The organism is Streptomyces sp. CC0208, assembly GCF_003443735.1.
GTDB classification, from domain to species: domain Bacteria; phylum Actinomycetota; class Actinomycetes; order Streptomycetales; family Streptomycetaceae; genus Streptomyces; species Streptomyces sviceus.
On sequence record NZ_CP031969.1, the window covers coordinates 2,759,842 to 2,774,723 of the forward strand.

Here is a 14,882-nt window from a genome sequence, read left to right on the forward strand (position 1 = left end):
TCACATGCCCGAGATCTCCCGCCGTGCCTTCGGCGGTCTCGTCGGCGGCGGTGCCGTGACCGCCGTCGCCGCCACGACGACCGCCGCCGAAGCCGCTCAAGCTCCCGCCGAACGTCCCTTCAGGGCCCGGACCGGGGGCTCCGCGGGCAGACGCCCCAATCTCCTGGTCATCCTCGGTGACGACCTCGGCTGGGCCGACCTGTCGTCGTACGGCGCCCCGCACATCAGGACGCCGAACCTGGACCGGCTGGCCCGGCAGGGCGTGCGGTTCACCGACGCGTACTCGGGGTCCTCGACCTGCTCCCCGACGCGGTTCAGCCTGTACACCGGACGGTATCCGGGCCGTACGAAGGGCGGCCTCGCCGAGCCGATCGCCAACCGGACGCAGGGGCTCGACCCGAACCACCCGACCCTCGCCTCGCTGCTGAGGAAGGCCGGCTACGCCACCGCCCTCATCGGCAAGTGGCACTGCGGCTGGCTGCCCGACTACAGCCCCACCAAGTCCGGCTGGGACGAGTTCTTCGGCAACCACGGGGGCGTCCTTGAGTACTTCTCCAAGCTCGGCCAGCTCGGTGACCACGACCTCTACGAAGGCGACGCCGAGTACCAGGACCTGCGCTACTACACGACCGTCCTCACCGAACGGGCCGTGGAGTACGTGAGCCGCGACCACGACAGGCCGTGGCTGCTCAACCTCAACTTCACCACCCCGCACTGGCCGTGGCTCGCGGAGGGCGACGAGGAGACCGGCGCGGAGATCGCCGAGAAGATCCGTAACGCGAAGAGCCAGGCGGAGGTCTCGGCCGCGCTCAACCACTACGACGGCGGTTCGGTCGCCAAGTACACGGAGATGGTGCAGAGCCTGGACGCGGCCGTCGGCGAGGTGCTCGCGGCCCTGCGCCGCTCCGGGCAGGAGGAGCACACGCTGGTGTACTTCGCCAGCGACAACGGCGGCGAGCGCTGGTCGTACCTGTGGCCGCTCAGCGGTGAGAAGTTCGTGCTCCAGGAGGGCGGCATCCGCGTCCCGACGATCGTGCGCTGGCCGCACCGGATCGACGGCCACCAGGTGAGCCACGAGCCGAACTTCTCCCCCGACTGGACGGCGACCTTCCTGGACGTGGCCGGTGCGCGACCCGATCCGGCCTACCCGCTGGACGGCACGAGCCTGGCCGGGTACCTGCTGCGGGGCGAACGGCTGCCGGAGCGGGACCTGTTCTGGCGGGTGCGGGCCAACCGGGCCCTGCGGCGCGGGAGGTGGAAGTACTACCAGGACGCGGCCGGCAAGGACCACCTCTACGACCTCGGCGCCGACCTGCGCGAACAGGCCGACCTGGCTCCCGACGAGCCGGACCTGCTCGCCGAGCTGAAGGCCGCCTGGGAGCGGACCGCCGCCGGACTGCTGCCATATCCCGGTTAGCCGAGGATCCCCCGCTCGTACGCCGTCGCGACCGCCGCCGCGCGGTCCTTGACGCCCAACTTGGCGTACAGGTGGGTGAGATGGGTCTTCACGGTCGCCTCGCTGATGAACAGCTCGCGGGCGATCTCGCGGTTGGACGTGCCCTTGGCGACCAGGGCCAGCACCTCGCGCTCGCGGGCGGAGAGGGTCTCGTTGCCGGGTGCCCCGGGAGCGCGGACCGCGGAGACCAGACGGGAGGCGACGGCCGGGGACAGGACGGTACGGCCCTGCGCCGCGGCCCGCACGGCGGTGAACAGCTCGTCGCGCGGGGCGTCCTTGAGGAGGTAGCCGGTGGCTCCCGCCTCGATGGCGGGCAGGGTGTCGGAGTCGGTGTCGTACGTCGTCAGGACGAGGACCTTCGCGCGGGCCCGGGCGCGGGTCAGCTCGCGGATGGCGTCCACCCCGCCCCCTCCCGGCATCCGCAGGTCCATCAGGATCACGTCCGGGTCGAGCACGGCGGCCCGCTCGACGGCCTCGACGCCGTTGGACGCCTCGCCGACGACGGCGAATCCGGGCGCGGACGCGAACATACCGCGCAGACCGTCCCGTACGACGGGGTGGTCGTCGACGATCAGCACCGAGATGTCACTGGTCATGGCGGACCAACGGTACGCGAGCCGACAGGGCGGTGCCGTGCCCCGGTTCGGACTCGACGGTCAGGGACCCCGCGACGCGTTCGGCGCGGGCCCGCATGCCGTCGAGGCCGAAGCCGCCGGTGCGGGTGCGGGGCGGGAGGGCGAGGGGGTCGAAGCCGACGCCGTCGTCGCGGATGTCGAGGATGACCTCCTCGTCCAGGAAGGTCAGGGTGACCCCTAGGCGGCCCGCCCGGGCGTGCCGGGAGGCGTTGGAGAGGGCTTCCTGGGCGATGCGCAGGAGGGTGGCCGCGATCTCGTCGTGGAGCTGCTGAGCGATGCCGGTGACCGTGAACTCGGCGCGCACGCCGGTGCGTTCGCCCCAGTCGGCGACGGTCTGCTTCAAGGCTTCGGGAAGTCCGGCGTCGTCCAGGGCGACCGGAGCGAGGTTGTGCACCGAGCGGCGGGCCTCGCCCAGGCTGTGGCGGGCGAGGTCCATGGCCCGGTGGACGTGCTCGCGGGCCTGTGCCTGGTCGGGGGTGTTCACGACGACCTGGAGCTGGGCGATGATCCCGGTCAGGCCCTGGGCGAGGGTGTCGTGGATCTCGGCGGCCAGCCGCCGGCGCTCGTCGGCGACGCCCGCTTCCCTTGCCTGGACGAGGAGTTGGGCGTGAAGGGCGGCGTTCTCGTCGAGCGCCTGTTGCAGGGCCTCGATGGTCGAGGTGCGCTCGCGTGAGCGCTGCTCCTCCTGCTCGGTGATGTGGGCGACCACCGACTGGAGGCCGAAGTTGGCGGCCAGGAGCGCGGCGAACCCGAGCCACTGGGCGATGCCTTCCGGCATCAGTCCGCCGGCCTGCGCGCCCGCCACGGTGACCGCGCTGGCGAACAGCCCGAGCCGCCGCCACCGGCCCGGGATCAGCTCGTCGGCGTCCATGTAGCCGCTGGCCGCGAAGAACGCGAAGAACGGGTTGAGCCAGGTGAGGAGGAAGGCGATCGCCCAGCGGGCGCAGTAGTAGACGGTCCCGGCCGCGGAGGGGCTGCGGCCGCGGCGGACGCGGCGGTGCCGGGTGCCCTGCCACCACGTCTGGAGCAGGAGAGCGGCGCCGACCAGGGCCCCGATGAGATACCAGTCGACGGGGCCGTCCATGATGCCCGCGGAGACGACCGCGAGGACGAGGCCCGTGCCGAGCAGTCCGTACGGCCCCCAGACGTGCAGCCGCTCCCAGTACCTGTCGATCCTGGCGTCCGACGCGTTCATCTGCCCAGTCTGCACGGCCCGTTCCTCACTCCCACCGGAACCAGCGCGACGCGGCGGCCGTGAGCAGCACCGTCCAGACGACGAGGACGGCCAGGTGGGTCCAGCCGGGCCAGTCGCCGGACGCGGCCCGGTTCAGGGCCTCGGCGGCCGCGCCGAACGGCGTGTACCCGACGATCCGGGCGAGCACGTCCGGCATGGTCTGCACCGGCGCCCACACCCCCGCGCAGAACATCGCCGGGAAGAACACGGCGGACCCGATGGCACCGGCGATCTTCGTGGTCCGGGACAGCGCGGAGACCACCGCGCCGAGCGCGAGGGCGGCCAGGACGGCCAGGACCAGCGCGAGCACGTATCCGAGGGGCTGTTCGGGCAGTCGTACGGCGAAGGCGAACCGGCCGACGAGGAGGGCGAGCAGCGCGGACGCCAGGGCGGCGCCGCCGTAGACGGTCATCTGCGCGGTGAGCAGGGCGGTGGGGCGGACCGGGGTGGTGGACATGCGGCGCAGGATGCCGCGTTCGCGGTAGCCGGTGAGGGTCTGCGGCATGGACTGGAGGCCGCCGACGATCATGCCGAGCAGCACGGCCACGGGGACGTAGACGTCGATGGTCCTGAGGCCGCCGAGGTCGGCGTCGTGGTCCCGGAAGGACGGGATCGAGCCGAGGATCACCAGGAGCAGGGTCGGGAACAGCAGGATCCAGAACAGGGCGCCGGGTTCGCGGCGGAAGAGGCGGACCTCGGTCCGCAGTACGGCGGTGTTCATGCCGTGGCCTCCTGGGTGTCGGTCTTCGTGAGGTCGAGGAACGCGTCGTCGAGGGTGGCGTCGACGACGCGGAGCTGGTGGGCGGTGACGTGCCGGCGGGCGAGCAGGGTGATCACGGCGTTCACGGTCTCGTCGGTACCGGACAGGGTGAGACGACCGTCCCGGTCCTCGATCGAGGCGAGGGCGGGCAGCGCGTTCAGCTCGTGCGCGTCGAGCGGGGCGGACGGCGTGAAGCTGATGACGGTGGCGCCCGCCGAACGCCGGATGAGCCCGGCCGGGGTGTCCAGGGCGGCGACCCGGCCCTTGTCGATCACGGCGATCCGGTCGCAGAGCCGCTGCGCCTCCTCCATGAAGTGGGTGACGAGCAGGACGGTGACGCCGCCCGCGCGGACGTCCTCGATGAGCTCCCAGGTGTCGCGGCGGGCCCGCGGATCGAGACCGGTGGTGAGCTCGTCCAGGACGACGACCCGGGGGTTGCCGACGAGGGCGAGCGCGATGAACAGGCGCTGCTTCTGGCCGCCGGAGAGCTTGCCGAACCGGGTGGTGAGCTTCTGGGTGAGCCCGAGGCGCTCGGCGAGGGGCCGCCAGTCGAGGGGGCGCTCGTAGAACGTCGAGTAGAGCTCGAGCGCCTCGCCGACGGTGAGTTTGGCCTGGAGTTCGCTCTCCTGGAGCTGGGCGCCGAGGATCCGGGCCACGCGCGCGTGGTCGGCGACGGGGTCGAGGCCGGTGACCCGGACCCGGCCCGCGTCGGGAATCCGCAGACCCTCGACGCACTCGACGGTGGTGGTCTTCCCGGCGCCGTTCGGGCCAAGAATTCCAAAAATCTCGCCCTCCTCGACGGCGAAGGAGACACCGTCGACGACGGCCCGGCCGCCGTAGAACTTGCGCAGTTCGCTGACTTCGATGACGGACATGGCATCAGCGTCCCGGTCCGGGCCCCGCCGCCACATCGCCCGTCGCGCTCGACCCGGCATCAGCCGATCGGTGGATGCGGCGGTACGACCCCTCGGCTCGTCCGGTACGGCCCCTCGAACATGCAGGTCGTAGGTCCAGCGGCCGATTCGGGTCCGGCCAAAACTCGGTGGGCGTTGTCAGTGCCGATCCGTAGGCTCGCAGCTGATGTCCACGACACATGCAACCACCAAGAACCGATCGGCCGTGAAGAGCCTGCTGCGCCTGTGGCCGTATGTCCGGCCGGTCCGCGCGCGGCTGTTCACGGCCGCGTCCGTGGCCGTCCTCGCCTCCTGTACGGGGCTGGTGATCCCACTCGTCCTGAAGTGGATGGTGGACGGGCCGGTCGCCGACGGAGACACGGCGGGCGTATGGCTCGGCGCGCTGTACCTGCTGCTGCTCGGGTTCGCGGAGGCACTGCTGTTCGGGCTGCGGCGGTGGCTGGTGGCGCGGCCGCTCTCCCATGTCGAGGCGGAGATGCGGGCGGGCCTGTACCGGCACCTCCAGCGCCTCCCGGTGGCCTTCCACGACCGCTGGGCGTCCGGCCAGTTGCTGTCCCGGGCCACCACGGACCTCATGCTGCTGCGCATGTTCCTCGCCTTCCCGCTGACCTTCCTGCTGGTCAACGGCGTGACGATCCTCGTCGGCGTGATCATCATGCTGCTCCAGGACTGGGCGCTCGGCCTGGTGATCCTCGGCCCCGCGATCCCGGTCGTCGTCACCTGTGTGATCTTCGAGAAGCGGTACGCCGGTGTGGCCCGCCTCGCCCAGGACCAGGTCGGCGACCTCACGACGGTCGTCGAGGAGAGCGTGCTCGGCATCCGCATCATCAAGGGGTTCGGGCGCCACCGGTCGCAGGCGCGGGCGTTCCGGGAACTCTCGGGCACCCTGCGCGGCACGGAACTGCACAAGGCCCGCCTCCTGGCCACGATCTGGGGCGTCATCGTGACCCTGCCGGAGGTGGCGATCGGAGCGGCGCTGGTGCTGGGCTGCGTACAGGTGGCGGACGGGGAGTTGTCGGCGGGGACGTTGGTGGCGTTTCTCTCCACCGCGCTGGCCCTGAGGTGGCCGGTGGACTCGATCGGCTTCCTGCTGGCGATGAGCCAGGAGGCGGCGACGGCGACGGAGCGCTATTTCGAGGCGATGGACGAAGTACCGGAACAGGAGACCTGCTCAAGTCGCGCGGCAGGCCCGCACCGGCCGGCGGACGGCCTCCGGTTCCACGACGTCCGTTTCCGCTACCCCGACGCCCCCGAGGACTCGCCGCCCGTCCTCGACCTGATCGACCTCCACATCCGCCCGGGCGAGTCCATGGCCCTGGTCGGCGCGACGGGCAGCGGCAAGACCACCCTCACCGCGCTCGTGCCCCGCCTCCACGAGCTCACCTCCGGCCGCATCACCCTGGACGGCGAGGACATCACCGCCATGCCCAGGGAAGAGCTGCGCTCAAAGGTCGCCGTGGCCTTCGAGGACCCCACCCTCTTCTCCGCCGGCGTCGGCGAGAACGTCCTGATGGGCGCGGACGAACGGGAACTGGACCGCGCCCTGTCCGTGGCCCAGGCCGACTTCGTGCACGCCCTTCCCCACGGCACCGGGACCCAGGTCGGCGAACAGGGCCTCAGCCTCTCCGGCGGCCAGCGCCAGCGCCTGGCCCTCGCCCGAGCCGTCGTGGGCAGACCGAGGTTCCTCGTCCTGGACGACCCGCTGTCCGCCCTGGACGTCCACACGGAGGCCGCGGTGGAGGCGGCCCTGCGGGACGTGCTGGCGGACACCACGGCACTGATCGTCGCCCACCGCCCCTCCACCGTGCAGCTCGCCGACCGGGTCGCCCTGTTGTCGGGCGGCCGGATCACGGCCGTGGGCACCCATCACGAACTCCTGCGCACGAACGCCGAGTACGCCCATCTGATGTCCGGGTCCGGGGATTCCGGAGAAGAGGAGGACACCCGATGACGGCCCCCACGACGTCCGCGCCCACCGCGGACCAGGAGCCCGGCCCGCCCGGGCCGAAGGACACCGACGACGCCTTCGACCACGACCGCCTGCCCGCTCCCCCGGGCGCCACCGCTCTCCTGCTGCGCTCACTGCTCGCGCCCATGAAGGCGCGGGTCGCCGTGACGACCCTTCTGCTGCTGCTCCAGCAGGCGGCCGTGCAGGCGGGTCCGCTGCTGGTGGCGTACGCCATCGACCGCGCGGTGCCCGCGTTCCGGGACCACGACAACGGCCCGCTGATCGCGGTCGGCGCCGGCTATCTGCTGTGCTCGCTGGCCTCCGGCGGGCTCCAGTACGCGTTCATCCTGGCCTCCGCGCGCGTCAACCAGGACGTGCTGCTCGACCTGCGCGGCCGGATCTTCCGGCACGCCCAGGCGCTGAGCATCGACTTCCACGAGCGCTACACCTCGGGCCGGCTGATCTCCCGTTCGACGACGGACGTGGAATCGCTGCGCGAGCTGCTCAGCGAGGGTCTTCAGGAACTCGTCACCGTCATCCTGTCCTTCCTCTACATCTCCGCCCTGCTGCTCTGGCTGGACCTCGGTCTCGGCGCGGTCGCGGTGGCGTCCTTCGTGCCGCTGTACCTGCTCGTGCGGGTCTACCGGCAGCGCGCGGGCCGGGTGTACCAGAAGCGCTCGACCGCGATCGCCGCCGTGATCGTGAAGTTCGTGGAGACGATGAACGGCATCCGGCCGGTGCGCACGTTCCGCCGCGAGGCCGCCAACGACGCCGACTTCGCCGTACTGAACAAGCGGCACGAGCGGGTGAACGGCGACGCGCTCCTCGAGATGGCCCGCTATGTCGTCGGGTCCCGGCTGGTCGCCAACACGGCCGTCGCGGGGATCGTGCTGTGGGGCGCCTACCGGGTGGCGCAGGACTCCCTGGAGCTGGGTGTGCTGGCCGCCGCGGTGCTGTATCTGCGCAGGCTGTACGACCCGATCGACCGGCTCGGGATGTTCCTGAACTCCTACCAGTCGGCGGCCGCCTCCCTGGAGAAGATCGCGGGCCTGCTCGCCCAGACCCCGACCGTGCCCGAGCCGTCCACGCCCAGGCAGCTCCCGGTGCTCGAGACCTCGGACCGTCCCGGCCGTGAGGTCGTCTTCGAGGGTGTCTCGTTCGGCTACCGCACCGGTGGCGAGGTGCTCCCCCGGTTCGACCTCACCCTGCCCGCCGGGCAGACCGTCGCGGTGGTCGGCTCGACCGGCGCCGGCAAGTCGACTCTGGCGAAGCTGCTGGCCCGCTTCTACGACCCCTCCCACGGGCGGATCCTGCTCGACGGCGTCGACCTGCGCGAGCTGGCGATGCCCGAACTGCGGCGCGGGGTGGTCATGGTGACGCAGGAGGCGTTCCTGTTCTCCGGCACGGTCGCCGAGAACATCGCGATCGGCCGCCCGGACGCCGGCCGCGAGGAGATCGAGCGGGCCGCGAAGGCGATCGGGGCGCATGACTTCATCAGCGCGCTGCCCGACGGGTACGACACGGACGTTCGCAAGCGGGGTGGCCGTATCTCGGCAGGGCAGCGCCAACTCGTGGCGTTCGCGCGGGCGTTGCTCGCCGATCCGGCGGTGCTGATCCTGGACGAGGCGACCAGCTCGCTCGACGTACCGGGCGAGCGAGCCGTGCAGCGCGCGATGGCGACGGTCCTGAAGGGCCGAACCGCCGTGGTGATCGCGCACCGGCTGTCGACCGTGGAGATCGCCGACCGGGTCCTCGTCATGGAGCACGGCAGAATCGTCGAGGACGGCACACCCGCCGAACTCGTCGCGGGCACGGGCCGGTTCGCCGATCTGCACCGGGCGTGGCGGGACAGTCTGGCGTGAGCCGCCACATGTACGACCAGGGGGATGTGTGATCGACGCGTACGAGGATCCCGGCACGCCCGATGTCCGGGGCGGCTGGCGGTATCTGTGGTGGCTGGTGCGCTGCCAGCCGGGGCGGTCCGTGGCCGGGGCGCTGCTGGGCAGTTCCTGGATGGTGCTGCTGGCGGCGACGCCGTATCTGATGGCGAAGGCGATCGACGAGGGCCTGGAGCCGGGCGACTGGGCGGCGCTGGCCGGCTGGAGCTGCGCGCTGTTCGTGGTCGGTTCGTTCAACGCCTGGCTGAGCATCATGCGGCACCGCACGATGACCCGGGTGCGGATGGACGCCAACTTCCGCACGGTCAAGGTGGTCGTCGGACAGGCGGTCCGTCTCGGCGCCGCCCTCTCGCGCCGCACCGGGGCCGGGGAGGTCGTCACGATCGGCGTGGGCGACGTGCAGACGATCGCCGGCGCCCTGACCGTCGTCGGCCCGGGCGTGGGCGCGTGTGTCGCCTACCTGACGGTCGCCGCCCTGCTGGTGTCGGTCTCCCCGGTCCTCGCTGCCGTCGTCCTCCTCGGCATCCCGGCGATCGTCGTGCTCGTGGGCCCCTTCCTGTCCCGCCTCCAGGGCACCGAGACGGAGTACCGCGACCGCCAGGGCGTCCTCACCGCCCGTATCGCCGACCTCGCGGGCGGCCTGCGCGTCCTCAACGGCCTCGGCGGCAAGAGCCTGGTCGCCGACGCCTTTCACCGCGACTCCCAACGCCTGCGGGCCCAGGGCTACCGGGTCGGCGCGGTCACCAGCTGGGTGCAGGCCCTCGGCGTCGGCCTGCCCACCCTGTTCCTCGCCGTCGTCACCTGGCTGGCGGCCCGCCTGGCCGCCGAAGGGGACATCACGGTGGGCGAGTTGGTGGCGGTGTACGGCTATGTCGCGGTCCTCGTGGGGCCGGTGGCGTTCTGGGTGGAGTGCGGGTACCAACTGAGCCGGGGGGTGGTGGCGGCGAGGCGGGTGGTGCGGTTCCTGCGGCTGGAGCCGCTGGAGGACCGGGGCACGAGGGATGCCCCGGCGGAACCGTCGGTCCTGCACGACCCGGAGTCGGGGGTGAGCATCCTCCCGGGCCGCCTGACGGCACTGGCCTCGGCGCACCCGGCGGATTCGGCAACGGTCCTGGACCGCTTGGCCCGCTACACCCCGTCGGGGGCGACCTGGGCCGGCGTCCCGCTGGACGAGATCAGGCTGCCCCAGATCAGAGAGCACATCCTGATAGCGGACCACGAGGCGGACCTGTTCGCAGGCGATCTACGTGAGATGGTCGCGCCCCAAAGGGGCGCGGGGCTGTATCAACATGCGGCTCCGCCGCAGGGCGCGACCAGCCACAACGAACTCGCAGCCGCCCTGCACGCGGCCGTGGCAGACGACATCGTGCAAGGTCTCCCGGACGGCCTCGACTCCCCCATCGACGCCCAGGCCCGTAACCTCTCCGGCGGCCAGCGCCAGCGCATCCGACTTGCAAGAGCCCTTCTCGCCGACCCGGACGTCCTCCTCGCCATAGAACCCACCTCCGCCCTGGACGCTCACACAGAGGCCCTCGTGGCCGAACGCCTACGCGCGGCGAGAGACGGCCGCACCACAGCCGTCACCACCACCTCCCCCCTGGTACTGGACCACGCCGACACCGTCCTCTACCTGGTCGACGGCAAGCTCGCGGCGACCGGAACCCACCAGCGACTCCTCACCGAGGAACCGGGATACCGGGCCCTGGTCGCCCGAGACGTGGAGGTCATGAAGTGAGCAAGGGCCACCTCCCGGTCGCCGACCAGGCCGCCGTCCGGCAGGCCGCGGTCCGCCTGATCCGCAAGGACGCCCGCGCCTTCACCGCCGTACTCGCCCTGAACGCGGCCGCCGCCCTCACCGGCCTCGCCGGCCCGTGGCTGCTCGGCCGGATCATCGACGAGGTGCGCGCCGGTGCGGGCGTGGCCGCGGTGGACCGGCTCTCCCTCGTCCTCGTGGGGTGCGCGAGCACCCAGCTCCTCCTCGCCCGCTGGGCCCGCTACGTCGGCCACCGCTTCGGTGAACGCACCCTCGCGCGCGTCCGCGAGGAGTTCGTGGAGCGCACGCTCGCCCTGCCCGCCTCCGTCGTGGAACGCGCGGGCACCGGTGACCTCACCGCCCGCGGTACCGCCGATGTCGCCACCGTCGGCACCACGCTCCGCGACGCGGGTCCCGAACTGCTCATCAACTCCGTGCAGTTCCTGTTCCTGCTCGCCGCGGTCTTCGTCCTGGACCCGCTGCTCGGCGCGGTCGGCGTGTTCGGACTGCTGCCCATCTGGTTCGTCCTGCGCTGGTATCTGCGCCGGGCGAGGGACGGCTACCTGGCGGAGGGCGAGGCCACCTCCGACGTCGCCGAGATCCTGGCGGCCACCGCGTCCGGTGCTCGCACGGTCGAGGCGCTGCGGCTGCAGGAGCGGCGCGTCCGGGCGAGCCGGGAGGCCCTCGACACGGCTCGCCGCACCCGCCTCTACACCCTGTACCTGCGCAGTGTGTTCTTCCCCGTGGTGGAGGTGGCGTACATCCTGCCCGTGGCCGGTGTGCTCCTGGTCGGCGGGATGCTGCACGCGCGGGGACTGATGAGCCTGGGCTCGGTCGTGGCGGCCGCCCTTTATCTGCAGCAACTGGTCAATCCGCTCGACCAGATCCTCGTACGGGTCGAACAACTCCAGTCGAGCGGCGCCTCGTTCGCCCGGGTGGAAGGCCTCGCCGAGGCTCCGCGCACCGACTCCGGGGACTCCCCCACCCCCGACGGCGACCGCATCGACGTCACCGACGTCCGCTACTCCTACGGCCGCGGGATCGAGGTCCTGCACGGCGTCGACCTGACCGTGCGCCCCGGCGAACGGCTCGCGGTGGTCGGGCCGTCCGGCGCCGGGAAGACCACTCTGAGCAGGCTGCTCGCGGGCGTCGACGCGCCGACCTCCGGATCGGTGACCGTGGGCGGGGTCCCGGTCGTCGGCCTGGATCCCGAGCAGCTGCGCCGCCAGGTCGTCCTGGTCACCCAGGAGCACCACGTCTTCCTGGGCACGGTCCGCGACAACCTCCTCATCGCCGAACCCGGCGCCCGGGACGAGGAGTTGTGGGCCGCCCTGGCCGCCGTGGGAGCCGACGGGTGGGTGCGGGAGCTGCCCGAGGGGCTCGACACCGCTCTCGGCGAGGACGGTTGCCGTACGGACGGCTCACAGGCGCAGCAACTCGCCCTGGCCCGGGTGGTGTTGGCGGACCCGCACACTCTGATCCTCGACGAGGCGACCGCGCTCCTCGATCCCACGACCGCGCGGCACACCGAGCGCGCCCTGGGCGCCGTACTCGAAGGGCGCACGGTCATCGCGATCGCGCACCGGCTGCACACCGCGCACGACGCCGACCGGGTGGCGGTGATGGAGGACGGCCTGCTGACCGAACTCGGCACGCACGAGGAACTGGTGGCGGCGGACGGGGCGTACGCGGCGCTGTGGGGGTCGTGGCACGGGGGGCCGGGCGGCAGCTGACCCGACGGGACCGTATATCGAACATGAACTACCGGACAACGGACCGTTTCCGGCCAAGTTTCTGACGCGCTCCTGACAGTACGGGCTTTCCGGTGCCACTCTTCCCACGGCCGCTTCACAGCAACCTCACAGATTTCTCGCTGTGTTCTGATCCGCGGCCGCCTGCACCTCGTTCCGCGTACCGCCCGGACGGTCGACCCACCGTCCGGTCTCCCCTGGCCGCGCGATCCGCGGCCGCGCAGAAGGAGTCAGTGTTGAGAGACAGTTCCTCCCACAGACGCGCCCCCCACACGCTGCACCGCAAGGCCGCCGCCGTGGCCCTGGTCGGTGTCTCCGCCCTGATCGCCGCGGCCGTCCAGTCGGGCGCCGCCACCGCAGCCCCGGCGAAGGCACCGTCGGCCGCGGGCAAGGTGCTCCCGGGCGCCGAGTCCCTCAAGCTCACCCCCGCCCAGCGCGCCGCGCTGATCCGCGAGGCGAACGCGACCAAGGCGGACACCGCCAAGGACCTCGGCCTCGGCGCCAAGGAGAAGCTGGTCGTCCGTGACGTCGTCAAGGACGGCAACGGCACGCTGCACACCCGCTTCGAGCGCACCTACGACGGCCTGCCCGTCCTCGGCGGCGACCTCGTCGTGGAGACCACGAAGTCGGGCGCGACCGAGGGCGTCGTCAAGGCGACCACCAAGACCATCAAGGTCGCCTCGGTGACGCCGAAGGTGTCCGCGGCCAAGGCGTCGGCACAGGCCCTCAAGGCAGCGCAGGCGGCCGGCGCCGACAAGGCCGGCACCGACCGCGCCCCGCGCAAGGTGATCTGGGCCGGCAACGGCACCCCGACCCTGGCGTACGAGACGGTCGTCGGCGGCCTCCAGGAGGACGGCACGCCGAACCAGTTGCACGTCATCACCGACGCCGCCACCGGCGCGAAGCTGTACGAGTACCAGGGCATCGAGACCGGCACCGGCAACACCATGTACAGCGGCACGGTCACCCTCGGCACCACGCAGTCCGGGTCGACGTACAACCTGACCGACGGGGCGCGCGGCAACCACAAGACGTACAACCTCAACCACGGCACCTCCGGCACCGGCACCCTCTTCTCGGGGCCCGACGACGTCTGGGGCAACGGCAGCGCCTCCAACGCGGAGACGGCCGGCGCGGACGCGCACTACGGTGCCGCGCTCACCTGGGACTACTACAAGAACGTGCAGGGGCGTTCGGGCATCCGCGGTGACGGGGTCGGCGCGTACTCCCGCGTCCACTACGGCAACAACTACGTCAACGCGTTCTGGGACGACAGCTGCTTCTGCATGACGTACGGCGACGGGTCGGGCAACACCCACCCGTTGACGGCGATCGACGTGGCCGGTCACGAGATGACCCACGGCGTCACGTCGAACACCGCGGGGCTCAACTACTCGGGTGAGTCCGGCGGGCTGAACGAGGCGACCTCCGACATCTTCGGCACGGCCGTGGAGTTCTACGCCAACAACTCCTCCGACGTCGGTGACTACCTCATCGGCGAGAAGATCAACATCAACGGCGACGGCACCCCGTTGCGGTACATGGACAAGCCGAGCAAGGACGGCGCGTCCAAGGACAGTTGGTACTCGGGGATCGGGTCGGTGGACGTCCACTACTCGTCCGGGCCCGCGAACCACTTCTTCTACCTCCTGTCGGAGGGCAGCGGCACCAAGACCATCAACGGTGTCACCTACAACTCCCCGACCTCGGACGGCCTTCCGGTCACTGGTATCGGCCGGGACAAGGCGGAGAAGATCTGGTTCCGCGCGCTGACCACGAAGTTCACGTCGACGACGAACTACGCGGCGGCCCGCACCGGCACCCTCGCGGCGGCCGGTGAGCTGTACGGCACGACGAGCGCCGAGTACACGGCCGTGGCGAACGCCTGGGCGGGCGTGGCGGTCGGCTCGCGTCCCGGCGGCGGTGGTGGCGGCACCTCGTTCGAGTCCACCACCGACGTATCGATTCCGGACAACGGGGTGGCGGTCAATTCGCCTATCACCGTCTCAGGGCGTACGGGCAACGCGCCCTCGAACCTCGCGGTCTCGGTCGACATCGTGCACACCTACATCGGTGACCTCCGGGTGCAGCTGATCGCCCCCGACGGCACGGCGTACACGCTCAAGGCGTACGGCACCGGTGGCAGCACCGACAACCTCAACACCACGTACACGGTGAACGCGTCCTCCGAGGTCGCCAACGGGACCTGGCAGTTGCGGGTCCAGGACAACGCGGCCCAGGACACCGGCTACATCAACGGCTGGAAGCTGACCTTCCCGTAGGTCGCTCCCGCGCGGACAGGGCGCCGCTCCGGTGGTTCGAATCCCCCGGGGCGGCGCCCTCTTTTTGCCTCTCCATGACCGATGGCTTGTTGGGGCTTTGCCCAGGTCAACGCGGTTTACATGCCTGCAATGTTCATCCAGCCGTCGACTTTCGGCCAACATCACTTGGGGGTCATGACATGTACGCGCCTTGATGCCACTCTTCCTCACAACCGCCGCACAACTTCACAACCACCCCGGCAGGCAACCCC

Annotated in this window: 10 protein-coding genes; 6 read left to right on the forward strand and 4 right to left on the reverse strand. The window is 71.3% G+C overall.

Annotation, left to right across the window (positions count from 1 at the left end; genetic code table 11):
• The first annotated feature begins 4 nt into the window (after positions 1 to 4).
• Complete coding sequence (locus tag D1369_RS12375) at positions 5 to 1,417, forward strand: sulfatase-like hydrolase/transferase (protein ID WP_202477092.1); 1,413 nt, start codon at positions 5 to 7, stop codon at positions 1,415 to 1,417.
• Here the strand turns inward: D1369_RS12375 and D1369_RS12380 are convergent.
• Genes D1369_RS12380 through D1369_RS12395 form a run of 4 tightly spaced genes read right to left on the reverse strand, consistent with a single transcriptional unit; the run spans position 1,414 to position 4,960 of the window.
• Positions 1,414 to 2,052: a response regulator transcription factor gene (locus tag D1369_RS12380; RefSeq protein ID WP_007384814.1), complete on the reverse strand. Its 639-nt coding sequence runs from the start codon at positions 2,050 to 2,052 to the stop codon at positions 1,414 to 1,416. The two genes, D1369_RS12375 and D1369_RS12380, sit on opposite strands and share 4 nt — an antisense overlap.
• Positions 2,042 to 3,286: a sensor histidine kinase gene (locus tag D1369_RS12385; protein WP_037901478.1), complete on the reverse strand. Its 1,245-nt coding sequence runs from the start codon at positions 3,284 to 3,286 to the stop codon at positions 2,042 to 2,044. The genes D1369_RS12380 and D1369_RS12385 overlap by 11 nt, the downstream gene beginning before the upstream one ends.
• 25 nt (positions 3,287 to 3,311) lie before the next feature.
• The gene (locus tag D1369_RS12390; RefSeq protein ID WP_007384812.1) at positions 3,312 to 4,046 is read right to left on the reverse strand and encodes an ABC transporter permease; all 735 of its coding nucleotides are present in this window, start codon (positions 4,044 to 4,046) and stop codon (positions 3,312 to 3,314) included.
• On the reverse strand, positions 4,043 to 4,960 hold the full coding sequence (locus D1369_RS12395) for an ABC transporter ATP-binding protein (RefSeq protein WP_007384811.1): 918 nt from the start codon (positions 4,958 to 4,960) through the stop codon (positions 4,043 to 4,045). Before D1369_RS12395 ends, D1369_RS12390 begins: the two co-directional genes overlap by 4 nt.
• Positions 4,961 to 5,165: 205 nt before the next feature.
• On the opposite strand from D1369_RS12395, the gene D1369_RS12400 reads away from it, so the two are divergent.
• The 5 genes from D1369_RS12400 (at position 5,166) to D1369_RS12420 (ending at position 14,631) form a co-directional block, all read left to right on the forward strand.
• Complete coding sequence (locus D1369_RS12400; protein WP_007384810.1) at positions 5,166 to 6,950, forward strand: ABC transporter ATP-binding protein; 1,785 nt, start codon at positions 5,166 to 5,168, stop codon at positions 6,948 to 6,950.
• Positions 6,947 to 8,809, forward strand: coding sequence for an ABC transporter ATP-binding protein (locus tag D1369_RS12405; RefSeq protein ID WP_007384809.1), 1,863 nt, complete (start codon positions 6,947 to 6,949; stop codon positions 8,807 to 8,809). Before D1369_RS12400 ends, D1369_RS12405 begins: the two co-directional genes overlap by 4 nt.
• Positions 8,810 to 8,837: 28 nt before the next feature.
• Positions 8,838 to 10,580, forward strand: a complete 1,743-nt coding sequence (locus tag D1369_RS12410; RefSeq protein WP_007384808.1) for an ABC transporter ATP-binding protein — start codon at positions 8,838 to 8,840, stop codon at positions 10,578 to 10,580.
• The gene (locus tag D1369_RS12415) at positions 10,577 to 12,331 is read left to right on the forward strand and encodes an ABC transporter ATP-binding protein (protein WP_007384807.1); all 1,755 of its coding nucleotides are present in this window, start codon (positions 10,577 to 10,579) and stop codon (positions 12,329 to 12,331) included. Before D1369_RS12410 ends, D1369_RS12415 begins: the two co-directional genes overlap by 4 nt.
• 254 nt (positions 12,332 to 12,585) lie before the next feature.
• A complete protein-coding gene (locus D1369_RS12420; RefSeq protein ID WP_037901474.1) occupies positions 12,586 to 14,631 on the forward strand; it encodes a M4 family metallopeptidase in 2,046 nt (681 codons plus the stop codon).
• Positions 14,632 to 14,882: the final 251 nt, after the last annotated feature.